The organism is Kitasatospora sp. NBC_01246 (assembly GCF_036226505.1).
Lineage (GTDB): Bacteria > Actinomycetota > Actinomycetes > Streptomycetales > Streptomycetaceae > Kitasatospora.
Map to the genome: position 1 here is coordinate 8,021,545 of NZ_CP108484.1, position 24,310 is coordinate 8,045,854.

Sequence of the window (24,310 nt, forward strand, 5' to 3'; positions counted from 1 at the left end):
GCGCCGTCGCCACGGAGACGGCGCGGAGGGTCCACCACTTGCGCTGCACGGCTGCCGGTCTCCTTCGCCCTGTCCTCGTACTCCCGCCCGTGGGAGAGACGACGACCCGCCCTTCGCCCGCCGACCGGGTTCGGTCGGGACGGCACCGACCGTACGCACCGCAGGGGTTCGAGGCCGGGCAAGCGCGGCTGGGCGGGCGGATACAGGACCTGTCCGGCGGAGACGGCGGCGCGCGGGCCGGACGGGCGTGGGGGCCGGTCGACCGTGGATGATCGGCGCTGGGTGATCGGCGCCGGGCGGCCCGGTTGCTCTCCGTGGTCGCAAGGTCTCGATCTGCCAACGAAGTGTGCGGGATGTGCTTGTGGCGTGTGGTCGCCCTGATTGAATCCCGAACATCTTTTCATCGGATCGGAGCGTCTCTCCTCATGTCTCCCCTCATGCCCTCACGCACGTCCGCACGAATGTCGTCCCGCACGGCTGCACGCGCGCGCGGCGACCGTCGCGGCCTGGCCGCCGTCGCCGGACTCGTCCTCACCGTCGGTCTCGCGCTGACCGGGTGCGACCCGACGCCGGCCGACGGCGCCACGACCGCCGCCTCCCCGCCCGCCGTCACGGCCCCGGCCGCACCCGTCGCCACCGTCCCGCCGGCCACCCCCGCACCGGTGGTCACCGCGCCCGAGCCCGCGCCGGTGGTGACCCCGTCGGCGGTGGCCACGCCGGTGCCGCCCGCGGAGCCCGCACCCGCGCCGACCACGGCCAAGCCCCAGTCGGCCGCGCCCAAGACGCAGCCGCCCGTCACCAAGGCCGCGCCGGAGCCCAAGGCGACCACCGCGAAGCCGCCGACGGACCCGGAGCCGACCGCGCAGCCCAAGGCGGCCGCCGGCGACTGCGAGATCCGCTCCAATGCCGGCAACTGCTACAAGGCGGGCCAGTTCTGCCGCGACGCCGACCTGGGCAAGAGCACCCACGAGGCCGGCGGCCGGGTGATCTACTGCCGCATGGTCAGCGGCAAGCCGCACTGGCAGGCCTGATCCGCCGGTCCGCACCGATGAGGCCCCCGCCCCGCCGACTCCCTCATCGGTGCGGCGGTGCCTCGAACCCCGCGCGACCGACCTCCGCCGAACCGCTGCCGACACCCCGCGTCAACGCCGCCGGCCGCGGTCCCACCGGACCGTCAACCCTGCGGGCGCCGTGCGCGGAACAGGACGTGGCCACTGTCGCCTTCGGGGACGAACTCCTCGTGCGACACCTCCAAGCCGGCACGCAGCAGCCAGGACCGGTTCGTCGCCGCGTCCGCGTGACTCCACCACATCGCGGCTCCGCCGCCGAGCCAGTTCTCGTCGGTCCCGGTCCAGGACTGATGCCCGGTGGTGGCCAGAAACCAGCCGCCCGGCCGCAGCCACGAGGCGATCCGCTCCAGCAGGGCGGGCTGTTCCTCGACCGGAATGTGGATCAGCGCGTAGAGGCAGACGACGGCGTCGAAGGTCTCCGAGGGGAACGCCAGGGTCGTGGCGTCCGCTCGGACGAACTCGGCCCCCGGTACCAGCTCCCGAGCCCGCTGGATCTGGACACCGCTGATGTCGACGCCCGTGACGAGGTGCCCTGCCGCGGCGAGCGACCGGGCCACGGGAACTCCGGTCCCGCACCCCACATCCAGTACCGCGCCCGCATCCGGAAGCCGACCGAGCAGATCCTCGATCCATGATCCGTACTTCGTCTCGCTGCCGAACGCGCGCTCGTACTGAACGGAGAGCAAGTCGTACCCGCGCCGGACCAAGTCCTTCGGATCTTCAGGATTCACAGGGGTGCACGGTAACGGCCCCCGGCACGCGGAGCGACACCATTTCGGCTGCCTCCGGGCTGGAGCCGGAGGCCACCGCAGGCCCCGCAGAGACCAACCCCGAGGAGCACGGATTCGCAGCCTGTCCGACACGGGCCTGCCGTGAGGCCCGAGAGTGAAGGAGCGGCCGGCCCGCATCACTCCGACAGCGGTGAGCAGCGAACCCGTGGGGGCTGGATGCCGCGGGCGGGCAGCCCGGAAACCGGTTGGTGGGCGCCGCGGAGCCGCCCGTAGACTCCGGTGCTCGTGACCGAGACCAGCGCCACCGCAACCGTCCATGCCGCCGACGCCGCCGACGCCGAGCTGATCGGGCACGCCGTGGCCGCCGCCGGGCAGGGCATGATCGACCGCGAGACCGTGGCCGAAGTGGTGGTCCTGTGCGCGGTGGCCGGCGAGCACCTGCTGGTCGTCGGCGCGCCGGGCACGGCCAAGTCCGAGGCGGTCCGCCGGATCGCGGGGCAGCTCGGCGGCCGCTACTTCGAGTACCTGCTCGGCCGGTTCACCGAGCCCAACGAGCTGTTCGGCCCGGTCGACCTGCGTCGACTGCGCGAGGGCCGGATCGAGTTCGAGACCGCCGGGATGCTTCCCGAGGCCGAGATCGCCTTCCTCGACGAGGTGTTCCTCGGCTCCACCGCCGTCCTCAACACCCTGCTCGGCCTGCTCAACGAGCGGGTCTTCCGGCGCGGCGGCACCGTGCTGCACAGCCCGCTGCGGGTCTGCGTGGGCGCGGCCAACCACCTGCCGGACGACCCGGCGCTCGCCGCCTTCGCGGACCGCTTCCTGGCCCGGGTCTTCGTCGAGCCGGTGGCGGACGCGCGGCTGGAGGAACTGCTGGAGGCCGGCCGCCGGCCGGCGGCGTCCCCACTCCACCCGGGCGGCCTCGCGGGTCCGCGCGACCTCGCCGGTTCGGGCGACCTCGCCGGTTCGGGCGATCCGATGGGCCCGACCGGCCTCGCGGCCGCGGCCGACCGGCTCGGCGCGCTCGACCGGCTGGCCGCCGCCGCCCGGGCCTGCGACCTCGACGAGGTCACCCCACTGGTCGCCGCCGCGCTGCGCCGGCTGCGCGCCGCGGGCGTGCCGATCAGCGACCGGCGGGCGGTCCGGTCGCAGAAGCTCGTCGCCGCGGCCGCCGTGCTCGACGGCCGGACGGCGGCCTCGGTCCGCGACCTGTGGGTGCTGCCGCTGGTCGCCCCCACCGCCGACGCCCAGGCGCAGGCCCGCGACACTCTCGCCGACCTGGTCGAGAAGGCCGCCAACCGCAGCCTGGTGCACGCCGCCGAGGAGCTGTCGCGCAGCTCGGCGGCCCGGGCCGAGCGGCTCGTCCGCACCGGTACGCAGCTGCTGGCCGCGCACCGCACCCTCCCCGAGGGGCGGGACTCCCGGCTGCGACTGGAGGCCGCGCTGCGGGAGATCGACGCCGGGTTCGACCCGGCCGACCTGTCCGGGGCCCTGGCCGGGATACGTGCCGAGCTGGTCGCGGCGGTCGCGCCCGCATGACCGGTACCGTCACCGCCCCGCCGTCCGGTTCGCTGCCCGCCCCGCTGCCCGGCTCGCCGTCCGTCCCGCCGTCCGTCCCGCTCCGCTGGGAGCGCCGCGAGCCGCCGTTGCCCGCCGCAGCCGTACTCGCCCTGGGCGCTGCCGTGGCCGCCCTGGCCGTGGCCGCGCGCGAACGGCTCGCCGGCGGTGCCCGGCTCGGCGTGGTCGCCGGCGACGGCGCGCTGCTGGTGCTCGGGGCCGAGGCCGACCTGCCCTGGGCGGACGGCGCCCGTTACCTGGGCCTCGACGCCGGTGTCCTGGTACCCACCACCGCGCGCCCCCGGCCCGCCGCGGCGCTCTGGCGCCGGGCCGTCGGTGCCGAGGGCGACCGCCGGCTCTGCGTCCTGCTCCCCGGGCACGCCCTGGTCGCCGACCCGCCGCCCCCCACCACCGACCCCGCCGCTCTGGACCCCTACACGGGCTCCACCGAGGACGCGTCCACCTCGGCGGCGCCGGACCCGGCCGCCGGGGGCGGCCCGCGATGACCGCCCGACCCACGGCCGTCCCGCCGGGCCACCCCGGGCCGGCCGCGCGAACCCGCCGTCGGCGTCCGGTCGCCGCCGCGGCAGGGTGCGGCTGCCTGTTCCCCGGTGTCGGGGCCGTGCCCGCTCCCGCGCCCACTCCCGCCGTCCGTCGCGCCCCGAGCGCCCCGGGCCCGTCCTGCGGGAGTGTCCTGCGATGACCGCCCGACTCCCCGCCGCGCTGGCCCCCTGGGCCGCCGGTCTGTCCGCGCTGACGCCGGAACTCGCCGTCGCGCTGGGCCCGTTGCTGCGCCGCCTGGATGCCCTGATCGGCGAGCGTGAGCCCGCCGTCGACGACCGCGGCACCCCGGACGGGCACGGCGGCCTCGCCCGGTCCGGTCGGCCCGACCAACTGCTGCCCTCCGAGTGGCTGCTGGCCGACGAAGCCCCCGACGAGTTCCTGCGCCGCCTGGCCGAGGGTGAACTCCTGCACCTGGCACCCGAGTTCCGCGCCCCGACGGTACGCGGCCGGATCGTCGCGCTGGCCGACACCGGCCCCGCCCAGGCGGGCGCCGGGCGGCTCGTCCAGCTCGCCGCCCTGCTGGTCCTGCACCGCCGGGCAGCCGCGCGCGGCACCGAACTGGTCGTCGGCATCCTGGGTGACCCGCCCGGCCAGTGGCTCACCGGGGACCTCCCGGAGCTGCTGCCGCGCTGGCTCGCCGCCCGCCGGCACACCGACCCGACGCCCGAGGACGTCCGGCGGGCCCGGCAGGGGCTGGACGACGCCGACCGGTCCTGGCTGCTCACCTCGCCCCGGCTGGCCGACCGGCTCGCCTCCCGCCAGCACGTGCTGGCGAGCGAGCCGAGCGGCTGGAGCGCCGACGGCGCCGTCCGCGTCACCGTGCGCCTCGCGCGGACGTCCGTCGAGCTGCCGCTGCCCCCGGCGCCGATCGCCGTCCGGGCGCTGCGCGGCGCCGAGTTCCGCCGGGCCGCGCCGACGGTGGTCGCCGTTCCGGTCGGGGCGACCGGGCGGGCGCAGCCGGTCTTCACCACCGACGCCCGCACCCTCCTGCTGAGGGGCCGGAACACCGCCACCCTGCTCGCGGCCAACCTGCCCGGTGCCGGGCCGGAGCACGACGGCGCGATCCGGACCCGCCGCCACCACCTGCACGGGCCGGTGGTCGCGGCGGGCCGGATCGGCCGGCGCCTGATCGCCCTCCACCTCAGGGGGGAGCGGCTCCTTCCGTACGTCAGTGGTCGCCCGCTCGGGGCGAGCGGCGAGTTCACCGTCGAGCTGGCCGCCCTCGGGCTCGACCGGGCCGTCCTGGAACCCGTGTGCACCGGCCCGCTCCGGCCGGTGCTGCGCGACGGCGACGACCTGCTCTGCCCGCTGGGCGGCCGGTGGTGGCGGATCGAGCGAGGCGGGAGCGCCCGCGACGACGGGCCGTTGGCCCCCGGCGCGGAGCAGCGCGGCTTCCAGCGGGTCCGCGAGCGGCGGCTGTTCCCGCACCCGCTGCTGCCCGAGGCGGAGCGGGCCCGGCACGTCGTGCACGGCGGCACCACCCAGGCCTGGTCCGAGGACGGCAGGAACTGGGTGGTGCAGCCCCGGCAGGGCGGCCGGGTACGGCTCTCGTTCCGGGAGCGGGCCGAGGTGGTCGGCCTGGTCCACCAGGGCGCGGTGCCGGCGCTGATCACCTGCACCCTCGACGGCCGGCAGGTGCGCAGCATCCGGCCGGACGGCACCCGCACGCTCGGCCGCTTCTCCGGCGGCGTCAACCCGGCCGCCGTCCACCCGACCCTGCCCCTGCTCGCCGCCGAACCGCGCCCGGGCCGGATCGTCATCGGCGACGCCAACACCGGCCGCGTCCTCTACCACCTCGGGAGCGACCAGTGAGCGCCACCGCCGCCGCCGCGTTCCGCGCCACCGTGGCCGCGGCCGGCTTCGTCCTGGACGTCCCGGTGATCGGCGCGGCCGAGGCCGCCGAGCGCGTCCTGGCCCACTGGGCGGACGGCGCCGAGCTGCGCGCGCTCCCGGACGGCCGCTGGCTGCTCGTCCTCGCCGAGCCGGTCGAGGCCCGGGCGGACCGCGCGCCCGGACTGCCCGTGCGGCGCCTGCCCGGCGGCGGGCTGGCCGCGGTCGGCGCCGAGGGCGCCCCGGTGCCGACGGGCCGGCTCGCCCTCCCCGTGGCGGGGGCGGTGGCGACGCACCCGATCGCCGAACTGCCGCCGCTGGACCCCTCGGACTGGCTCGACCCGGCCGGACTCACCCTCCACCGGCTCGCGCCGGTCGGTGCGGTGGCCGAGCCCGCGCCCGTCGTCGAGGACCTGCCCCGGCCCGCCCGGCCCGACCTGCGGGCGGCGGCCGGCGTCGGGGCCCGCTCCGAGCGCGCCCGCCGTCTGACCGAGGCGGCTCCGCCCGGCGGCGGCCGGCGGGTCCGCCTCCCGGGCCTGTCCCGGGCCGCCCGGTGGTTCGGCCGGCTTCGGCTGCCCCGCTGGGGGGACGGGTCCGGCCCGGTGGCGTTCATGGCGGCGGCCGTCCTCATCGTCGTCGTCGCCGTGTTCCTGGTCGTCCGGTTCGCCCAGCTGATCGTGGACCGCGGCTTCCACCCCGGCGGGGTCCTGTTCGCGGTGGCCGTCACCGCCCTCCTCGCCCGGGGCAGTTGGGCCGCCCGGGGCACGTCCGCCGGAACCGCCGGAACTGGCGGCTCCGCCGCGCGCCCGGCGGGCGGGCGGCCGGTCCGCGCCCGGCGGCCGCTGCTGCGGGGGCTGCTCGCCCGGCTCGTCGTGCGCAGCCCCGCCGGCCGGCTGGTCCACGGCCGCCACGCCCGCTACCTGCGGGAGCTGACCCGCGCCTTCGAGCAGCGCCGCTGGGACGACGCGCTGCGCGACGCGCTCCGGCTCGCCGGCGAATCCCGCCCCACCGAGCAGGGGTGGCTCTCGCTCGGCCTGCCCCGGCGCTTCGCGGGCGCGCTGCGGCCGACCCCGGTCACCGGCGGCCCGGCGGGCGTCTCGCCGATGTCCGGGCCGACCGTGCAGCAGCACCTGGCCGGTCTCTACCGGCAGGCCGCCACCGCGCTGGAGCAGGAGGGGCGGATCGACGAGGCGGCGTTCGTGCTCGCCGACCTGCTGGACGCCCCGGCCGAGGCGGTCGCCCTGCTGGACCGGCACGGCCGGACCGCTCAGGCCGCCGAACTCGCCGAGGGCCGTGGGCTGGCCGCCGATCTGGTGGTGCGGCTCTGGTGGCGGGCGGGTGAGCGCGGGCGGGCGGTCCGGACGGCGCACCGGCGGGCCGCCTTCGCCGACGCCGTCGAGCGGCTGAGCGCCGATGACCCGGGGGCCGGGCGTGAGCTGCGGGCCGCCTGGGTCGAGCACTGCCGCGCGGGCGGCGACCGACTGGGCGCGGTCGAAGCCGCCTGGCCGGACGAGGAGTTGCGGCCCTCGGTGGCCGCCGACCTGCGGGACGCGGTCGCGCTCGGCGGGCCGGCGCGCGGCCGGGCACTCGCCCACCTGCTGGCCCTCGGCGCGGGGGAGGCGACCCGGGCGCTCGCGCTGGCCGTCCTGGAGGACGCCGGCGACGACACCGGCACCACCGATGACGCCGGCGTCACCGACGCCGGCCGCGGCCGGGCGACCGGCCGGTCCGCGCTGGCCGGTGCGCTGGCCGGGCTGCCGGGCGCGGACCCGGCGAACGACCGCGAACTCGCCACGGCGGCGCTCCGCGCCGTGGTCCGCGACGGCGGCTTCGGCGGGGCCGGCGGCTCCGGCGCCCCGCTCGACCAGCGCACCGAGACCGCCCTGTTCGAGCAGCTGGCGAAGCGTGCCGACCCGCTGGTCGCGGCGGATCTGCCGCGACCGCGCCGGCCCGCCCGTCCCACGGCCGACGCCGGGCACGAGTGGGCCTTCGTGGACCGGCCCGGGACGCTCCCGGTCCTGGACGCGGCGCGGCTGGAGTCGGGCCTGCTGCTGGTGGCCTGCGGCCAGGCGGGGGTGCGACTGCTCGGGCCCGACGGCCGGGTGAAGGCCCGCTGGGACGTCCCGGCGGACGAACTCGTCCTGGCCGACCACGGCGGCGCCGCCCTGCTGGTGGCCCGGTACGGGCAGGTCCGCGAGATCTCCCGGCTGGACCTCGGCACCCGCGCCGTCCGGTACTGGGGCACGGTGCGGGTGCACGGGCTCGTGCCGTCCTTCGACGGCCGACAGCTGCTGACCCGGGACGAGGAGGGCATCGCCGTCCTCGACACCCTGGCCGCGCGCCCGACCGTGGTGTGGCGGGAGCTCGGTGGCGAGCAGCGGCCCGTCGGCCCGCTGGTGCGCACCCCCACGTCCTGCGCGTCCGTCGTCGCCTCCCGGCTGCCCGGGGGTGGCGTGCTGACGGAGCTGTGGCGCTGGGACCAGCCCGGCTGGGAGCTGCGCTCGCGCACCGCGCTGGAGGCCGACCTCCTCGGCGAGGGCACGGCGCTGCTGGCGACCGGCCGGCTGCTGACCGGCCAACCCGATCCGGCCCGGGGCAGCACCACACTGCGCTGGTCGACCGACCGGGAGCCGGTGGAACGACTCGTCGACGGCGTGGCGCCGGCCGGGCCGGTCGTCGACGGCGAGCACTGGGCCCTGACGCTCGCCCCGGCCGCCGACGGCACCGTCCGCGTCCCCACCGGCACCGCGAGCGAGGCGGACCCGCCGCGGACCCTGCTGCTCCCGAACGCGACGGCGGCGGGGCAGCCGGGTGCCGGTCTGCCGGCGGTGGGCCTGCGCCACCACGGCGGGGCACTGACGTTCTGGCACCGCTCCGGCCGGGTGCTCGCCACCACCGCCGACGGCTCGGCCGTCCTCGCCAACCTGCGGGTCACCACCGGGTGACCGCTGCTCGGCAGCCGAGCGGCGCGCGGTGGACCCCCACCGGGCGGAGCGGGCCGCTGGGCTGTCCGCCGGGGGCGCCGCCACGGGGCCCGTCGCCCCGGCGGGGACGGCCTCCCGGCCGCCGCCACCGGCCGGGGCGCCGGTGGAGCGCCGGTGGAGCGCCGCCGGAGCCCGGTGCCGGCTGCCGGGCGGCGGTGCGGGGCCTCGGCGGGCGGTCAGTCCACTTTGGCCAGGGCCCGGGAGAGGCGTTCGCCCGCCGCGCGGTCGAAGCCGTCGGGGCAGTCGATGCCCTGGGACTGCGCCAGTTCGCGGACGTGCAGGTCGGCGAGTGCCTCGGTGAGGTCGGCGAACGCCACCGCGGCGTCCCGCCCCCGGCGCAGGCCGAGGCCGACGGCGGCCGCGCCCGCCGGTGCGGCCGGCCACCACCAGAGGCCCAGCAACAGGTACCCGATGCCCCAGGCACAGAGCCGGGCGGCGGCGCCCAGCTGGAGGCGGGCGGTGTGCAGCTCCGCGCGGGTGCCGTCGGCGGCGAGCAGCCACAGATGGGGCCAGGCGGCCGCGAGGTCCAGGCGGTAGGCGCGCCAGAGGCGTTGGCCGGGGGCGGCCAGCCGGTCCCCGGTGCGGAACGGATGGCGCGGGCGGGCCGCCGCGACGCGGTTGCGTTCGGCGTAGCGGAGCTCCGCGGTGTCGGCCAGGTCGTCGGCGTCGGCCGCGCCGGCGATCCGGGCGCGGCCCGCCGCCAGCAGGGCCGACCGGTAGGCCTCGTCCGCCGTGCGCCAGCGGCGCAGCCGCCGGTCGGCGAGGCGGCGCAGCAGCGGGCCGCGCGCCTCGGCGCACCAGAGCAGTTCCACCCCGGTGCCCAGCGCCTGGGCGGCCGCCCCGATCGCGGCCGCGCCGACCAGGACGGCCAGGGCGACGACGGCGATCACGGCGGCGCTGTGCGAGCCGGGCGCGGCGGCCAGGTCGTCGAGTCGTGAGCGGAGCCGGCCGAGGTCGCCCCAGTGGCGCTGGCCGAGGACGCCGGCGGTGGTCAGGGCGGCGAGGTAGAGCAGGCCGGGGAGGGCGAGCAGCGCGACCCAGCGTTCGGCGATCCGGCCGCCCAGCGCGCCGAGGAAGGCGCTGGTCACCGGAGTCCGACCGCCCGCAGCGGCTGTCCGAACACCCGGCACTGCGACGCCTGCGCGGCGTCCGGCACCTCCACCCGGCCGCAGTGTCCGTGCGGGCAGGCCAGGACGTGCAGCGGCGGGTGGCCCGGGCCGGAGACCGGCAGGGCGCGGTAGGCGGGGCCGGGGCCGGGGGTCGTGCGGAAGGAGCCGAGCCCGGCGCTGTGCCCGGCCATCAGCAGCAGCTCCTCCAACTCGTCGAACACGTCGTCGAGTTCCGCCGCCGGTCGGCCGGCCCGCAGCTCAGCGGTGAGGTGTTCCACCAGGCGGTGCCCCGCCGGGCCGAGGTCGAGCGAGTCGGGTGCGGAGGTCAGCCGCCGGCAGAACTCCCCCAACCGCGCGTGCCCGGCCGTCGGACCGTCCGGCTCGCGGCTCGCCGTCTCGACCACCCGGCCCCCTTCATGGCGTCGTCCGCGGATCGTGGATCGTCGTCGCGGATCGTGGATCAGTATAACGACGGCCTTCTGACGGTACGTTCGCTAGGATATGGAGCGATTCCACCCGCCGAGGCGGGGAGTTGGAGCGGACCGGCCGATCGGCGCGACGGAGCGCCCGGGGGTGATCGTCTCGCAGGCGCGGCTTTCGGTGACGGGAGGCGGGGCGGATCCGGCCGCCGAACTCCTGCTGCACCACCTCGGAACGGGCGACCGGGCGGCGCTGGACCGGGCGGTCCGGACGACCCGGAAGTACCTGCGCACGGCGCCGCCGGGCGACCCGGCCCGGCCCGTCCGGGCGGGCAACCTCCTGGTGGCGCTCCTGGTGCGCTGGCAACTGCTCGGCGACCGGCGGGACCTGGACGCCCTGATCGAGCTCGGGGTCGAACGCGCGGCGGCCGAGCCGCCCGCGGCCCAGGACGTCCGGCTGCTCGCCCTCGGGTACCGGACCAGGTTCGACCTCGACCACCGGCCGGCGGATCTGGACGGCGCGGTGGCGATGTTCGCCCGCGCGGCCGGCCTGCCGCAGCAGCCGCCCACCGTGGGGGAGGCGCTGGCCGGCCTCGGCGCGGCACTGTCCGAGCGCTACCGGGCCGCCGGCCGCGAGCAGGACCTGACCCGGGCCGAGAGTGCCTACCGGCGGGCGCTGGACGGCCTGCCGTCCGACCCCGACGACCTCGTCGCCCTGCTGCTCGGTCTCGCCGAGGTGCTGCACTCCGGCTATGAACTCACCGGCGACACCGAGGCTCTGGAGGAGGCGCTGGGGCTGTGGCGCGAGGTGCCGGCCGTGGTCCCGGCGGGCCACGAAGGCCGGCTGCCGGCGCTGCACAACCTGGCCCAGGGCCTGCGGACCTGGTACGCCCTCACCGGTGACCCGGGCGACCGCGAGGAGATGCTCCGGGTGAACCGGGCCTCGCTGGCCGCGACGCCGGCCGGGCAGCCGGGCCACGGCGGCTGCCTGGCCGGGCTCGGGGTGGCCCTGCGGCTGGCCGCCGAGGCCACCGGCGACCTGGCGGTGCTGCGGGAGTCCGTCGACCTGCTGCGCCGCGCCGCGGCCGTGGCGGAGCGCGACGCCACCCGGCGCCCGCACCGGCTGAACAGCCTCGGCAACGCGCTGCACCGGCTGGCGCAGTGGACCGGTGACGTGGAACTCCTCGACGAGGCCGTCGAGGTGCTGCGCGAGGCGCTCGCCGGGGAGCGGCCCGGCACGAAGACCTTCGGCGAGATCCTCGCCAACCTCGCCGTCACCCTGCGGGAGCGCGGGTTCCAGACCGACGACCCGCAGGCCTTCCGGGAGGCGGCCGAGCTGGCCCGCCGGGCCGTCGACGAGGGACCGGTCCGGCCCGCCGACCGGGTCGACCGGCTGGCCAACCTCGGTGTGGTGCTGCAGAGCCGGCACGGTGCGACCGGCGAGCCGGCGGTGGCCGACGAGGCGATCGCGACGGCCCGCGAGGCCCTCGCGCTGACCCGGCCCGGCAGCCCGGCCCTGGGCGACCGGCTGAACCACCTCGCCAACGCGCTGCGGGCCCGGTTCGACGCGACCGGCGACCGGGCGGACCTGGACGAGGCCGTCGCCCTGCTGGAACGCGCCGTCGAGGAGAGCCCGTACGGCGACCCCCGGCTCGCCCTGGTGCTCTCCAATCTCGGCAACGCCCGGCTCGACCAGTACCGCACGACCGGGGACGGGGCGGCGCTGGAAGCGGCGGTGAGCGACCTCGGCCGGGCCGTCTGGGCCGACGCCGAGGGCACCGCGGCGCACGGCGGCTACCTGCGGTACTACGCCGACACCCTGCTGATCCTCCACCACCGGGACGGCGACCCGGGCGTGCTGCGGGCCGCCGAGGACGCCTACCGGCGGGCCGCGCGGACCGAGGCGATGCCGGCCCACGGCCGGGTCCTGGCCGCCTGGGAGTGGGGCGCCGCGGCGGCGACCGGCGAACGGTGGGAGGAGGCCCTGCACGGCTACGAGCTGGCCGTACGGCTGCTGCCGTTCGCCGCCTCGGGCCGGCTGGCCCGCGGTGACCAGGAGCGCAGCCTCTCCCGGGTGCACGGGCTGGCCGCCGAGGCCGCCGCCTGCGCCGTTCAGGCCGGGGACCTCGTCCTCGCCGTCCAGCTGCTGGAACAGGGCCGGGGCGTCCTGCTGGGCCGCACCATCGCCACCCGCGACGGCCTGGGCCGGCTGCGCCGCGCCCATCCCGCGGCCGCCGAGCGGTTCCGCGAGCTGATCGAGCGGATCGAGCGGATCGACGCCGACGCCCTGGAAGCCCCCGCCGCCCTGGACGCCGCCGACCCGGCCGACGGGGCGCCGGGGCTGTCCGGCACCACCGGCAGCCACCTGCGGCACACCCTGGCGGCGCGGTTCCAGCAGCTGGTGACGGAGATCCGCGCCCTGCCGGGCTTCGCGGACTTCTTCTCCCCGCCCTCCCCGGACCTCCTGGCGGCGGTCTCCCGGCGCGGGCCGGTGGTGCTCGCCTACTGCAGCGGGTACCGCAGCGACGCACTGGTCCTGTGGTCGGGTCAGGTCCTGCTGGTCCCGCTGCCCGGGGCCACTCCGGAGGCGGTGGACGAGCAGGTCCGCCGGCTGGAGGCGGCGCTGGCGGCGGCGGCCGACCCGGCGACCGACCGGGCGGCCCAGGTGGCGATCGGCGAGGTGCTCCGCTGGACCTGGGACCACGTCACCGGACCGGTGCTCGACCGGCTCGGCCTGTCCGGGGCGGCGGCGGACGGCCGGTGGCCCCGGGTCTGGTGGTCGCCGGGCGGCGCGCTCTCCGCCCTGCCGCTGCACGCGGCGGGCCACCACGGGGACGCGACGGGCCACGACGGCGGAGCGGGCCGGCCCGAGGCGGCGCCCGACGGGAGGCCCCGCACCGTGCTCGACCGGGTGGTCTCCTCCTACACCCCGACCGTCCGCGCGCTCGCGTACGCCCGCACCCGGGAGACCGGACCGGAACCGACCGGACCGGGCCCGGCCGGACCGTCGATGGGCGGACCGTCGGCGGGCGGGTCCGCGCCCGGCGGCCCCCCGGCCGCCGACGGCCTGCTCGCGGTGGCGCTGCCCGAGACCCCGGGGGCCCGCCCGCTCACCGGCGCCCGGCGCGAGGTCGAGCTGCTCCGCGGGCTGCTGCCCACCGAGCCGCTGATCGGCGAGGAGGCCACCCTGGCACGCGTCCTCGAAGCGCTGCCCCGCCACTCCCACGTGCACTTCGCCTGCCACGGCGTCAGCGAGCCGCGGGACCCGTCCAACGCCCGCCTCCTCGTCCACGACCACCGGACGGCGGCGCTGACGGTCCGCCGGATCGCCCGGCTGGACCTGCCCGCGGCCCGGCTCGCCGTCCTCTCGGCCTGCGAGACGGCCCGGGGCGCCGCGGACCTGGCCGACGAGGCGATCCACATCACCTCCGCCTTCCAGCTCGCCGGGTACGCCCATGCCGTCGGCACCCTCTGGCCGGTGCACGACCTGCTGGCGCTGCGGATGACCAGGCTGCTCTACCAGGGCCTGCGGGCCGGCCGGCCCGCCGGGGCGCCGGGGCTGGACACCGACCGGACGGCCGAGGCGCTCCACCACGCCGTCCGGCAGTGCCGGACGGCGTTCGCCACCAGTCCCGGCCTCTGGGCCGCCCATGTGCACGCCGGCGCCTGACCGGCCGGACCGCGATGACGAGACGACGAGACGACGAGACGACGAGACGACGAGACGACGAGACGACGAGACGACGAGACGACGAAGGAGGACCACCGATGAGCGGATGGTGGCGCAGGCGGGCCGAGCGTGCCGCGCGGGCCGACGGCACGGGCGGCCCCGCGCCGTCGGGACCGCCCGGCGAGGGCGCCGAGGACGGGCCGGCCGCCGCCGACGGGCTCCGGGAGCCGCGCTGGCAGCCGCCCGGGGCCACCATCACCGTCACCGAGGTGACGGAGGGCCGGCCGGAGCAGGAGATCGCCCGGGTCCGCGTCCAGCCGGTGGAGGTGGCCGAGTGGCGGGCGAACGCGGCCATCGAGAAGCTGGGCGCCGACCACCCCGAGACCCTGATCCTCCTGCGGGAGTACGCCCGGGTCCTGACGCACACCCCGGGCGGCGACGACCGCGCGGTCGAGCTCTACGAGTACGTCGCGGGCACCCAGCGCGCGGTGCTCGGCGCCCGCCACGAGGAGACCCTGCGGACCGACGCGGAGCTGGCGGACCTGCTGCACCACCTCGGCCGGGTCCAGCAGGCCGAGTCGCTCTGGCAGGCGAACTTCCGCGCCAGGGCGAAGACACTCGGCCGGGACCACCCGGACACCCTGCACAGCGCCGACGGGCTGGCCGCCGCTCTGGAGTCCCTGCGCCGCTCCGCGGAGGCCGAACCGCTGCTGCGCGACACGCTGGACCGCCGGACCAGGCTGCTGGGCGCGGACCACCCCGAGGTGCTGTCCGCCGTCAACCGGCACGCGGCCGCCTTGATCAACAGCGGCCGCCACCGGGCGGCCGAGCGGTCCCTGCGGGCCCTGGTACCCCGGCTCGAACAGCGCTACGGGCGTGACCACGAGCGCACCGTGGCGGCCCGCAGCAACCTCGCCGCCGCCCTGGTGCGGCTGGGCCGGCACGCCGAGGCGGAGCCGCAACTGCGGGCGGTGGCGGCCTCCTGGGAGTCGCTCGCCGGGCCGAACGCCGACGACACCCTCTCCGCCCGCAACAACCTGGCCGCCGTTCTGCACGGCATGGCGCGCTACCAGGAGGCCGTCCCCCTCCTGCGGGACATCCTGGCCCGGCGGATCGCCCTGCACGGGGACGGTCACCCCGTCACGGTGAGCTCCCGGGAGAACCTGGCCAACGTCCTGATCGACGCCGGCCTCCTCGCCGAGGCGGCCGGCCTGCTGACGCGCTGCGCCGCCGACTACAGCCGGATCCACGGCCCGGGCCACCCCCGTGTGCAGGTCGTCCGGGAGCAACTGGACTGGTTGCGCGAGAACCTGCGCTGACCGCTGACCGCTGACCGCTGACCGCTGACCGCTTCCCGCTTCCCGCCGGTCACCGTCGGCGGCGCCGCGGGATCGTCCCGCCCCCGTCATGGTGTTGTTGTGTCCCCTTCACATGAGGGATGCTCAGCCGCGGCATCCTTCCGAACGGCGGAAGCGACCGCCGACCGCGTTCTGACAAGGGGACAAGTCATCGTGACCGCACGCCGCGCCCTCGCCGGCACCATCGTCACCGGTCTGCTCGCCGCGGCCGCCGCCCTCCTCCCGGTGCAGTCGGCCGCCGCGAGCGGCCCCGGCGAGCTCCCGTTCGGCTCGGCCACCACCGTCGGGCTGCACAACACCTACGACCCGGCCGCGTTCGGCTACCTCGCCCAGGGCCTGGACACCGGCACCGGCATGATCGAGCTGGACGCCTGGACGGACACCGTGACCAAGGAGTGGAAGGTCAGCCACTCCAACCCGCTCGGCAACGCCAACAACTGCGTCAGCGCGAGCACGCCCGCCCAGCTCTACACCGGCGGTGCCAACAAGAACCTGGAGACCTGCCTGGACGACGTCCGGGTCTGGCTCGGCGCCCACCCCGGCGCCGGCCCGCTGGTGGTCAAGCTGGAGCTCAAGGCCGGGTTCGCCGCCAACCGCGGCATGGGCCCCGCCCAGCTCGACTCCCTGATCGCCGGCCACCTGGGCTCCGCCGTGCTGCGCCCGGCCGACCTGCTCGCCAGGCCGGGCGGCGGCTCGTACGCCACGGCGGACGACGCGGTCCGGGCCGGCAACTGGCCGACCAGGGCCTCGCTCGCCGGGCGGGTGCTGGTGTACGTGATCCCCGGATCGCTGGAGGAGGGCAACCCCTTCGACACCCTGCACACCGACGTCGAGTACGGGCGTCACCTGCGCGACCTGGCCGCGGCCGGGCGGATCGGCGACGCCCAGGTGTTCCCGGCCGTGCACGGCGCCGCGGCCGGCGATCCCCGCGCCAAGTACCCGGAGACGGCGATCCGCCCCTGGTTCGTGGTCTTCGACGGTGACGCCGCCGCCTACCTGGGCGGCATCGACACCGCCTGGTACGACAGCCGGCACTACCTGCTGACGATGACCGACGCGCAGAACGTCGCACCCGCGATCAGTGCCACCGACCCCACCGCCGACCAGGCCCGCGGCCGTACCGAGCAGCTCGCCCGGGCGCACGCGAGCATCGTCTCCAGCGACTGGCGCAAGCTCCCCGCCGTGCAGTCGCTCGCCCTGACGCGGGGCTGACGGCCCGTCCCGCCACCGCCGTCCCGCCCGCCGTCCCGACCCGCGCGTTCCGCCGGGAGGGGCGGCGGTGGCTTATTGTGTAATGCATGACTAGCGCGAGTGACCATTACGAGCTGCGGGCCGGTGTGCCGGACGTGGACACCTTCCGACGGCTGCGGACCGGTGCGGGGATGAGCGACCGGCCCGCCGCGGCGGTGGCGGCCGGGCTCCCCCACACCTGGCACGGGGTGACGGTGCACCTGGACGGCCGGGTGGTCGGGATGGGCCGGATCGTGGGCGACGGCGGGTCCGTCTTCCAGATCGCCGACGTCTGCGTCCTGCCCGAGCACCAGGGCCGCGGCCTCGGCGGGCGGATCATGGCCCTGCTGACCGCCGAACTGGAGAGCCGGGCCCCGGCGGGCGCCTACGTCTCGCTGATCGCCGACGGTGACGCCCGCCGGCTCTACGCCCGGTACGGCTTCCGGGAGACCGCCCCGCACTCGGTGGGCATGCACCGCCTGGTCTGAGCCCGTTCCCGGGGTCGGCGGCCGCCCGGGTGCGGAGGCCTCGGTGGCCCGCGACGCGGGGTGACAATACGACAGTTGGTGTGCGACGCTGCATCCTCGCGCGGAGCCGACCGCGCTGCGGGGGAACCGGGGGACGGCCGCGTGGACGACGAACTGCAGCCGAGCGGGCCCCGCCACGACGGGCGAAGCGGCCCGGACGACCGCGCGGGCGACACCGACCGCGCGGGCGGGTCGGCCGGCCGGACCGTGGGCGTCCTGGTCGCCCTCGTGGGCCTGCTCCTCGCGGCCTCGGCCCTGCGGCCGGACGGCGGTCTGCTCGGTGCGCCCGCCGCCACGGTGCCGGTGGAGGCCCTCGGACTCGTCCTGCTGCTCGTGCTCGGCTGGCTGTTCGTCATCGGCCGCTTCGCGCTGCGCTTTCGCGCGGAGGTCCGCCACCTCGACGGGCCGACGCCGTGGGCGGAGCGCCTGCGGGAGGCCACCGCGGTCCTGCTGCCCGGGGCCGCCGCCGCGGTGCCGGTGCTGCTGTTCGTCTTCCACGGGCGGGCGGTCAAGGACTCGGTCGATCCGCCGTCGCTGCCGCCGGTGCCGGACTTCACCCCGCCCCCGGCGTCGCCGCCGCCGGTCTGGCCCGACCCGGTGTCCGGCAAGAGCTGGCTCTCGACGGTGATCCCCGTGGTGTTCGGCGCGCTCGCCGTCGCCCTGGTGGTCGTCGTGGTGGTGGTCGCCGTCCTGCTGCTGCGGCGGCTGCGGATCGCCCGGCGGCCGCCGCCGGCGCGACTGCCCGCCGCGCCGGCCCGAGGTGAGGACGCCCTGGCCGCCGCGGTCGACACCGCCCGGCGCGCCCTCACCGGCGCCGACGCGCGGGCGGCGGTGATCGCCTGCTACGCCGCGATGGAGGCCTCGCTGGCGGCCTCCGGACTGTCCCGCCGGGCTCCCGAGAGCCCGACCGAACTGCTGGAGCGTGCGGTGACCGACGACCGCGTCGACCCCGTCCACGCGCGGGCGCTCACCGCGCTGTTCCGGGAGGCCCGGTACTCCACCCACCCGATGGACGAGACCCATGTGCGCCGGGCGCGGTCGGCCCTCGACGCGCTCGCCGAGCGACTGGCTGACCGGGCCGGGCCACCACCGGAGCCCGCGACGGCGGGGGCAGCCGGGGCAGCCGCCGCAGCCGGGTCGGCCGGTACCGGAGGCCACCGATGAGCGCCCGCCGGAACGGGCGACAGGCCGACCCTGCCGGCTCCTCCGCCGCCCCCGCCCCCGCAGCCGTGGACCCGAAGGGCCGGGCCGGTGGCGAGCTCGCCGCACCCGGCTCGGTCCGGCACAGCCTGATCGAGCTGACAGTGGCCGCCGTACTGGCCGAGGTCCTGTTCGCGCTGGTCGGCGGCGCGCCCGCGGCCGCCGCCGGAGCCGTCCTGCTGACCGCCACCGGGCTGGTCGCCGGCCGGTACGTGGCCGGTGCGGGCTTCCTCGACATCGGCCTGCGCGACCGGCAGCGCGTGATGGACTCCCGGGAGCCGGGCCTCGGCGACTGGCGCTGGACCGTCCGTCAGGGCCTCGACCCGAACGGCGACGCCCGGCCCTTGCGCGGCCGGCTCCGGCGGCTCTTCGCGGCGCGCCTGTCCGAGACCCACGGCGTCTCGCTCGACACCGACCGCGCCCGGGCCGCCGAACTGATCGGTCCCCGGCTGTGGCCGTGGATCGACCCGGACGCCGCGGACCCGGACGCGGCCCTCCCGGGCCCCGTCCTGCTCGCCCTCGTCGACCGGCTCGAATCCCTCCAGCCGCCCGGCCCCAGGCCGTCGAAGTCCGGGTAGCCGGCGCCGTCCCCGAGGGACGCCCAGCACCCGCCGTTTCCCCGCACCCCCGCCGGACCCGGTAGTTGGCCGGCCGACGCCGCCCTTCAGGAGAACCATGACCGCCGTTCCCCAGGCCCCCGTCCCGGACACCGAGCACGCCCCGGTGGCCGAGCAGTCCCCGGGGCGTCCGGCCGAGGCCCAGGTGCTGACGCCGCAGGAGGCCGGCCGCCGCGCCCGCGCGGTGGTCGAGGAGATCGAACGCGCCGTGGTCGGCAAGCCCGAGGCCCTCCGGCTGGTGATGCTGGGGGTGCTGGCCGGCGGCCACGTGCTGATCGAGGACCTCCCCGGGCTCGGCAAGACCCTGCTGGCCCGCTCCTTCGCCACCACCCTCGGCCTGGACTTCCGCCGGATCCAGTTCACCCCCGACCTGCTGCCCTCGGACGTCACCGGAGCGCCGTTCTACGACCGGCGCAGCGGCGAGATGGTCTTCCGCCCCGGGCCGCTCTTCACCCAGCTCCTGCTGGCCGACGAGATCAACCGCACCCCGCCGAAGACCCAGGCCGCGCTGCTGGAGGCGATGGCCGAGGGCCAGGTCTCCGTCGACGGCGCCACCCGCCGGCTGCCGCAGCCGTTCGTGGTGATCGCCACCGCCAACCCGATCGAGTACGAGGGCACCTACTCGCTGCCGGAGGCGCAGCTCGACCGCTTCCTGCTCCGGGTGCGGATGGGCTACCTCACCACCGGTCTGGAGGCCTCCATGCTCCGGGCCCGGCTGGACCGCGCGGTGCCGGAGCCGGTCCTGGAGACGGTCAGTAGTCCGGCCGAACTCCTCGCCATGCGGGCGGCGTTGGAGCGGGTCGAGGTCGACGACGACCTGGTCGACTATGTGATCGCGCTGGTCCACGCCACCCGCAACGACCCGCAGATCCAGGTCGGCGCCTCGCCCCGGGGCGGTCTCGCCCTGGTCCAGCTGGCCCGGGCCCGCGCGATGCTGGAGGGCCGCGACTACCTGACCCCGGAGGACGTCAAGGCGCTCGCCGTTCCGGCCCTGGCCCACCGCATCACCCTGACCCCGGAGTTGTGGGTGCGCCAGGTCGAGGCGGACGACGTGCTGGCGCACCTGGTCGCCGCCGTCCCGGCGCCGCAGACCCTGCCGCGCGCGGGCGGTGGGCCGGGGAGCGGCCCGGTGGACGCCCCGGACGCCGCCCGGTGAACCCCGAGCCCTCCGCCGCCGACCGGCCCGGGCAGCAGGCCCGCCGGCTCGCCGCCCAGAGCGCGGGACCCGGCGGGCGCCCGGTACGGCGGCTCGCCGGCCCGGCCGCCGGCCCCGGTGCGCGCCCCACCCGCGGCCGCCCGGCCCGGACCGCCCGGACCGGAGGGCCGACCGGTACGCGGTCCGGCCTGGGCGCCGGCCCGCGCACCGGCCCGGACACCGCCCGGCGGACTGCCACCCGGGGCCCGGAGCAGGCCGCCGCGCGCCTGGTCGCCCGCAGCGCCCGGGCCACCGCGGCCGGCCTGCCGAGCACCCCGCCCTCCCCGCACTGGCGCCCCGGCGAGCGGACCCTGCGCCTGCTCACCGTCGCCACCGTCGCGGCTGTCGCCGCGCTGGCCACCGGCCACGCCTGGCTGCTCGCGCTGGCCGCCGGCCCGGCCGTCCTGCTCGCCCTGGCGGCCCCGGGCACCGGCCGGCCGTCCCGGCTGGCCGCCGAGAACAGCGTCGAGCCGAGCCGCTGCCTGGAGGGCGAGCCGATCACCGTACGGGTCACCGTCCGCCACGACGGACGGATCGGCCGGCTCGACCCGGCCGTCGCCCTCGGCCCCGGCGTCGCCCTGACGGCGGTGACCGTCGGCGCCACCGAGGTCGACCTGGTGCTCCGAGCCGAACGCTGGGGCCGCTGGACCCTGGGCAGCGTCGACATCGACGTCTACGACGCCGGCGGTCTGGCCCGCCGGACGGTGCGCACCGACCTCGGCACGGTGGACGTCTTCCCGGTACCGAGCGCGGCCCGACTCACCCCGATCCCGGTACGGCTGCCCGAACGACTCGGCGAGCACACCACCGCGCACGAGGGCACCGGCGTCGAGGTCGTCGGAGTGCGCCCGCACGTGCCCGGTGAGCGCCAGCGGCGCATCCACTGGCCGTCGACCACCCGCCGCGACGCCGTCCAGATCAACCAGTTCGCGGCGGAGCGGGCCGCCGACGCGGTCGTCCTGCTGGACACGCTGGCCGACTTCCTGGACGCGGCCACCGGCCGGTCCAGCCTCGACGAGACGCTGCGCGCGGCCGGCGGTCTGACCCGCGCCTACCTGCGCCGGCACGACCGGGTCGGCCTGATCGCGGTCGGCGGGAAGCTGCGCTGGCTCGCCGCGGGCAGCGGGGACCGGCACTTCTACCGGATGGTGGAGAGCGTGCTGGAGGTCCGTCAGGACCGGGGCCACCGCGGCCCCCTGGTGCCCCGGCTCCCGGCGGCGGCGCTGCCCGGCCACGCGCTGGTGTACGCCTTCACCTCCCTCGCCGACCAGCGCATCCTGGACGTGCTCGGCCAGGTCCGCGACCGCGGCAACCCGCTGGTCGTGGTGGAGGTCCCGGCCGGCGAACCGGCGGTGGAGCCCGGTGACGAGATCGGCGCGGTGGCCCTGCGGCTCTGGCACGCCGAACGCGAGGCGATGCGCTCGGCGCTGCGCGCCCGCGGCATCCCGGTGGCCCGCTACACCCCGGGCGAGGCGCTCGACCTGGCGCTCGCGCCACTGCTGCGCCGCCGGATCGGGGGAGGAGCCCGATGACCACCGTCGACGACACCCCGACCGCCGCCCCGACCGCGGTCGCTGATTCGGTCGCTGCCGAGCCTGGGATCGCGCCCGCCGCCCGGTGGGTCGGGTGGGCCGAGCGGGCCGCGCTGCGCTGCACCGGCGTCGCGCTGGCGCTCACCGCCGCCGGGGTCGGCGGCACCGTCGACGGCGCGGTGGACCGGTTCGGCCCGGTCGCCGCGGTCGTCGCCGCGGTCTTCGCCCTCTGGGCCGCCCCGCCGCTGGACGAGCCGCCGCGCCGCCCGCACAGCTGGCCCGGTCGGCTCGCCGCGTCGCGCAGCACCGTGCTGGCGGCCGGGAGCGTGCTGCTGGCCGCGCTGGGCGAGCCCCCGTTCGGCGACATCGCGGCGGTGGCCGCGCTCCTGATCGGCTACCTGCTGCTGGTCGACGTCCTCGGCCCGCAGCGCGACCGCGTCCGGCCCGTGCACGCACTGGCCGCCCTCGCCGCGTCCGGCCTGGTCCTGTCCGTCGCCCTCGCGTCGACCGGCGCGGGGGAGTGGTCGCGCCCGATCGCCCTGGCCGGCCTGGCGGCCGCGGCCTGGGGCGTCACCCAGGCGCTCCGACCCCGGCCCGGCCCCCGGGCACGGCCGACGGAGCCGCACCCCGGCGACTGAGCGCCCGCGGGCCCGCGCCGGGTCGCCGGTCGCCCGGTGCCGGGGTGTTCCGCCGTCGCCGTGCGCGCCCCGGGACCGAGCCGGGTGGCCGTGTGCGGCGCTCCGGGCACCGGCCCGGGCCGGGCTGCGCCGCCTCCCCGACTCGCCCCGCCGGCGCCGCTCGCGCGGGGTGCTCCGGTGCCCGGGGTCGCCGGTCGCCCGGTGCCGGGGTGTTCCGCCGTCGCCGTGCGCGCCCCGGTCGTGCGCCCCCCGACTCGCCCCGCCGGGCGCCGCTCGTGCCGGATGCTCCGGTGCCCGGGGGTCGCCCCGTGTGGGCCGAAGGTCGCGCGCTGGCTACGATCGGTGAGCACGGGGCAGAAGGATGCGCCGGGCCGCGCGGCCGGCGCACGGCGAGGAACACTGTGGGAGAGACGATGGCACACGCACGGGCCGGGCAGCAGGCGCAGCCGGACGACCTGGTGGACGTGGCACGGTTGGTGACGGCGTACTACACGCTGCACCCGGACCCGGAGGAGCCGGGCCAGCGGGTGGCGTTCGGCACCTCGGGGCACCGCGGCTCCTCGCTGGACGCCGCGTTCAACGAGGACCACATCGCCGCCACCACGCAGGCGATCTGCGAGTACCGGGTGGCCCAGGGGACCACCGGCCCGCTCTTCCTCGGCGCGGACACCCACGCCCTGTCCGAGCCGGCCCGGGCGACCGCTGTCGAGGTGCTGGCGGCCAACGGCGTCACCGTCCTGCTGGACAGCTCCGACGGCTACACCCCCACCCCGGCCGTCTCGCACGCGATCCTGGCCCACAACCGGCGCCACCCGCAGGCGCTGGCCGACGGCATCGTGGTGACGCCCTCCCACAACCCGCCGCGCGACGGCGGGTTCAAGTACAACCCGCCGAGCGGCGGTCCGGCCGGTTCGGAGGCCACCGGCTGGATCCAGGACCGCGCCAACGCCCTGATCCGGGACGGCCTGCGGGGCGTCAAGCGGGTGCCCTACGCCCGTGCCCTGGCCGCCGCGACCACCGGCCGCCACGACTACCTCACCGCCTACACCGAGGACCTGGTCTCGGTGCTGGACCTCGACGCGGTGCGGGCGGCGGGCCTGCGGATCGGCGCCGACCCGCTGGGCGGGGCGTCGGTCGCCTACTGGGGCCGGATCGCCGAGACGCACCGGCTGGACCTGACCGTCGTCAACCCGGTCACCGACCCGACCTGGCGGTTCATGACGCTGGACTGGGACGGCAAGATCCGGATGGACTGCTCCTCGCCGGCCGCGATGGCCTCGCTGATCGAGCGCCGGGACCGGTTCGCGATCGCCACCGGCAACGACGCGGACGCCGACCGCCACGGCATCGTGACGCCGGACGGCGGCCTGATGAACCCGAACCACTACCTGGCCGTCGCCGTCGACTACCTGTACCGCCACCGCGCCGACTGGCCGGTGGACGCGGCGGTGGGCAAGACGCTGGTGTCCTCCTCGATGCTGGACCGGGTCGCCGCCGACCTCAAGCGGGACCTCGTCGAGGTGCCGGTCGGCTTCAAGTGGTTCGTCGACGGGCTGCTGGAGGGCTCGATCGCGTTCGGCGGGGAGGAGTCGGCCGGGGCGTCGTTCCTGCGCCGCGACGGCGGGGTGTGGACCACCGACAAGGACGGCATCCTGCTGGCCCTGCTGGCCTCGGAGATCACCGCGGTGACCGGCCGCACGCCCAGCGAGTACTACCGCGACCTCACCGACCGTTTCGGCGCCCCCGCCTACGCCCGGGTGGACGCCCCGGCCGACCGCGAGCAGAAGGCGCTGCTGGCCCGGCTGTCGCCGGAGCAGGTCCGCGCCGGCGACCTGGCGGGCGAGGCGGTCACCGCCGTCCTCACCGAGGCGCCCGGCAACGGCGCCGCGATCGGCGGGATCAAGGTCTGCACCGAGAACGCCTGGTTCGCGGCCCGCCCCTCGGGCACCGAGGACGTCTACAAGATCTACGCCGAGTCCTTCCACGGCGCCGACCACCTCGCCCGGGTCCAGGCCGAGGCGCGCGAACTGGTCAACGAGGTCCTCGCGGGCCCGGCGGCCTGACCTCCCGCTCCGCACCTGC

Annotated in this window: 18 protein-coding genes; 15 read left to right on the forward strand and 3 right to left on the reverse strand. The window is 77.7% G+C overall.

Annotated elements, in window-relative coordinates; all coding sequences use genetic code 11:
* Positions 1 to 461: 461 nt before the first annotated feature.
* Positions 462 to 1,031 carry a hypothetical protein gene (locus OG618_RS33720; RefSeq protein WP_329491418.1) on the forward strand — a complete coding sequence of 190 codons (570 nt, stop codon included), beginning with the start codon at positions 462 to 464 and terminating at the stop codon, positions 1,029 to 1,031.
* A gap of 143 nt (positions 1,032 to 1,174) precedes the next feature.
* On the opposite strand, the gene OG618_RS33725 is transcribed toward OG618_RS33720, so the two are convergent.
* Complete coding sequence (locus OG618_RS33725; RefSeq protein WP_329492379.1) at positions 1,175 to 2,119, reverse strand: class I SAM-dependent methyltransferase; 945 nt, start codon at positions 2,117 to 2,119, stop codon at positions 1,175 to 1,177.
* Here OG618_RS33725 and OG618_RS33730 point away from each other — a divergent pair.
* The 4 genes from OG618_RS33730 to OG618_RS33745 all read left to right on the forward strand — a co-directional run bounded on the left by OG618_RS33730 (position 2,087) and on the right by OG618_RS33745 (position 8,694).
* Positions 2,087 to 3,337, forward strand: coding sequence for an AAA family ATPase (locus tag OG618_RS33730; RefSeq protein ID WP_329491419.1), 1,251 nt, complete (start codon positions 2,087 to 2,089; stop codon positions 3,335 to 3,337). The two genes, OG618_RS33725 and OG618_RS33730, sit on opposite strands and share 33 nt — an antisense overlap.
* A complete protein-coding gene (locus tag OG618_RS33735; protein ID WP_329491420.1) occupies positions 3,334 to 3,861 on the forward strand; it encodes a bpX5 domain-containing protein in 528 nt (175 codons plus the stop codon). Before OG618_RS33730 ends, OG618_RS33735 begins: the two co-directional genes overlap by 4 nt.
* Before the next feature lie 193 nt (positions 3,862 to 4,054).
* Entirely contained in the window at positions 4,055 to 5,731 is a 1,677-nt protein-coding gene (locus tag OG618_RS33740; RefSeq protein ID WP_329491421.1) for a hypothetical protein, read from the forward strand.
* Positions 5,728 to 8,694 (forward strand): bpX6 domain-containing protein, encoded by a 2,967-nt coding sequence (locus tag OG618_RS33745; protein WP_329491422.1) that lies wholly within the window; start codon positions 5,728 to 5,730, stop codon positions 8,692 to 8,694. Before OG618_RS33740 ends, OG618_RS33745 begins: the two co-directional genes overlap by 4 nt.
* A gap of 215 nt (positions 8,695 to 8,909) precedes the next feature.
* Here the strand turns inward: OG618_RS33745 and OG618_RS33750 are convergent, their stop codons facing one another.
* Both OG618_RS33750 and OG618_RS33755 read right to left on the reverse strand, forming a co-directional pair.
* A complete protein-coding gene (locus tag OG618_RS33750; protein ID WP_329491423.1) occupies positions 8,910 to 9,821 on the reverse strand; it encodes a hypothetical protein in 912 nt (303 codons plus the stop codon).
* Positions 9,818 to 10,246, reverse strand: coding sequence for a hypothetical protein (locus tag OG618_RS33755; RefSeq protein ID WP_329491424.1), 429 nt, complete (start codon positions 10,244 to 10,246; stop codon positions 9,818 to 9,820). Before OG618_RS33755 ends, OG618_RS33750 begins: the two co-directional genes overlap by 4 nt.
* 169 nt (positions 10,247 to 10,415) lie before the next feature.
* On the opposite strand from OG618_RS33755, the gene OG618_RS33760 reads away from it, so the two are divergent.
* The 10 genes from OG618_RS33760 (at position 10,416) to pgm (ending at position 24,291) form a co-directional block, all read left to right on the forward strand.
* On the forward strand, positions 10,416 to 13,931 hold the full coding sequence (locus OG618_RS33760) for a CHAT domain-containing protein (protein ID WP_329491425.1): 3,516 nt from the start codon (positions 10,416 to 10,418) through the stop codon (positions 13,929 to 13,931).
* 98 nt (positions 13,932 to 14,029) lie between these two features.
* Complete coding sequence (locus tag OG618_RS33765) at positions 14,030 to 15,250, forward strand: tetratricopeptide repeat protein (protein WP_329491426.1); 1,221 nt, start codon at positions 14,030 to 14,032, stop codon at positions 15,248 to 15,250.
* Between the two features lie 192 nt (positions 15,251 to 15,442).
* A complete protein-coding gene (locus OG618_RS33770; RefSeq protein WP_329491427.1) occupies positions 15,443 to 16,501 on the forward strand; it encodes a phosphatidylinositol-specific phospholipase C domain-containing protein in 1,059 nt (352 codons plus the stop codon).
* A gap of 86 nt (positions 16,502 to 16,587) precedes the next feature.
* Positions 16,588 to 17,007, forward strand: coding sequence for a GNAT family N-acetyltransferase (locus OG618_RS33775; protein ID WP_329491429.1), 420 nt, complete (start codon positions 16,588 to 16,590; stop codon positions 17,005 to 17,007).
* A 141-nt stretch (positions 17,008 to 17,148) separates the two neighbouring features.
* Positions 17,149 to 18,210, forward strand: a complete 1,062-nt coding sequence (locus tag OG618_RS33780; protein ID WP_329491430.1) for a DUF4129 domain-containing protein — start codon at positions 17,149 to 17,151, stop codon at positions 18,208 to 18,210.
* The gene (locus tag OG618_RS33785; RefSeq protein WP_329491431.1) at positions 18,207 to 18,824 is read left to right on the forward strand and encodes a hypothetical protein; all 618 of its coding nucleotides are present in this window, start codon (positions 18,207 to 18,209) and stop codon (positions 18,822 to 18,824) included. Before OG618_RS33780 ends, OG618_RS33785 begins: the two co-directional genes overlap by 4 nt.
* A gap of 97 nt (positions 18,825 to 18,921) precedes the next feature.
* The gene (locus OG618_RS33790; protein ID WP_329491432.1) at positions 18,922 to 20,019 is read left to right on the forward strand and encodes an AAA family ATPase; all 1,098 of its coding nucleotides are present in this window, start codon (positions 18,922 to 18,924) and stop codon (positions 20,017 to 20,019) included.
* Positions 20,016 to 21,590: a DUF58 domain-containing protein gene (locus OG618_RS33795; RefSeq protein WP_329491433.1), complete on the forward strand. Its 1,575-nt coding sequence runs from the start codon at positions 20,016 to 20,018 to the stop codon at positions 21,588 to 21,590. Before OG618_RS33790 ends, OG618_RS33795 begins: the two co-directional genes overlap by 4 nt.
* Positions 21,587 to 22,228 (forward strand): hypothetical protein, encoded by a 642-nt coding sequence (locus OG618_RS33800; protein WP_329491434.1) that lies wholly within the window; start codon positions 21,587 to 21,589, stop codon positions 22,226 to 22,228. The genes OG618_RS33795 and OG618_RS33800 overlap by 4 nt, the downstream gene beginning before the upstream one ends.
* Positions 22,229 to 22,641: 413 nt before the next feature.
* Positions 22,642 to 24,291 (forward strand): phosphoglucomutase (alpha-D-glucose-1,6-bisphosphate-dependent), encoded by a 1,650-nt coding sequence (gene pgm / locus OG618_RS33805; RefSeq protein ID WP_329491435.1) that lies wholly within the window; start codon positions 22,642 to 22,644, stop codon positions 24,289 to 24,291.
* Positions 24,292 to 24,310: the final 19 nt, after the last annotated feature.

Bases quoted from the DNA above. Each gene is read 5' to 3' on its own strand.
- OG618_RS33720 (WP_329491418.1), top strand. From the start codon at position 462: ATGTCGTCCCGCACGGCTGCACGCGCGCGCGGCGACCGTCGCGGCCTG.
- OG618_RS33725 (WP_329492379.1), bottom strand. From the start codon at position 2,119: ATGGACGGTTGCGGTGGCGCTGGTCTCGGTCACGAGCACCGGAGTCTA.
- OG618_RS33735 (WP_329491420.1), top strand. From the start codon at position 3,334: ATGACCGGTACCGTCACCGCCCCGCCGTCCGGTTCGCTGCCCGCCCCG.
- OG618_RS33740 (WP_329491421.1), top strand. From the start codon at position 4,055: ATGACCGCCCGACTCCCCGCCGCGCTGGCCCCCTGGGCCGCCGGTCTG.
- OG618_RS33765 (WP_329491426.1), top strand. From the start codon at position 14,030: ATGAGCGGATGGTGGCGCAGGCGGGCCGAGCGTGCCGCGCGGGCCGAC.
- OG618_RS33775 (WP_329491429.1), top strand. From the start codon at position 16,588: ATGACTAGCGCGAGTGACCATTACGAGCTGCGGGCCGGTGTGCCGGAC.
- OG618_RS33785 (WP_329491431.1), top strand. From the start codon at position 18,207: ATGAGCGCCCGCCGGAACGGGCGACAGGCCGACCCTGCCGGCTCCTCC.
- OG618_RS33790 (WP_329491432.1), top strand. From the start codon at position 18,922: ATGACCGCCGTTCCCCAGGCCCCCGTCCCGGACACCGAGCACGCCCCG.
- OG618_RS33800 (WP_329491434.1), top strand. From the start codon at position 21,587: ATGACCACCGTCGACGACACCCCGACCGCCGCCCCGACCGCGGTCGCT.
- pgm (WP_329491435.1), top strand. From the start codon at position 22,642: ATGGCACACGCACGGGCCGGGCAGCAGGCGCAGCCGGACGACCTGGTG.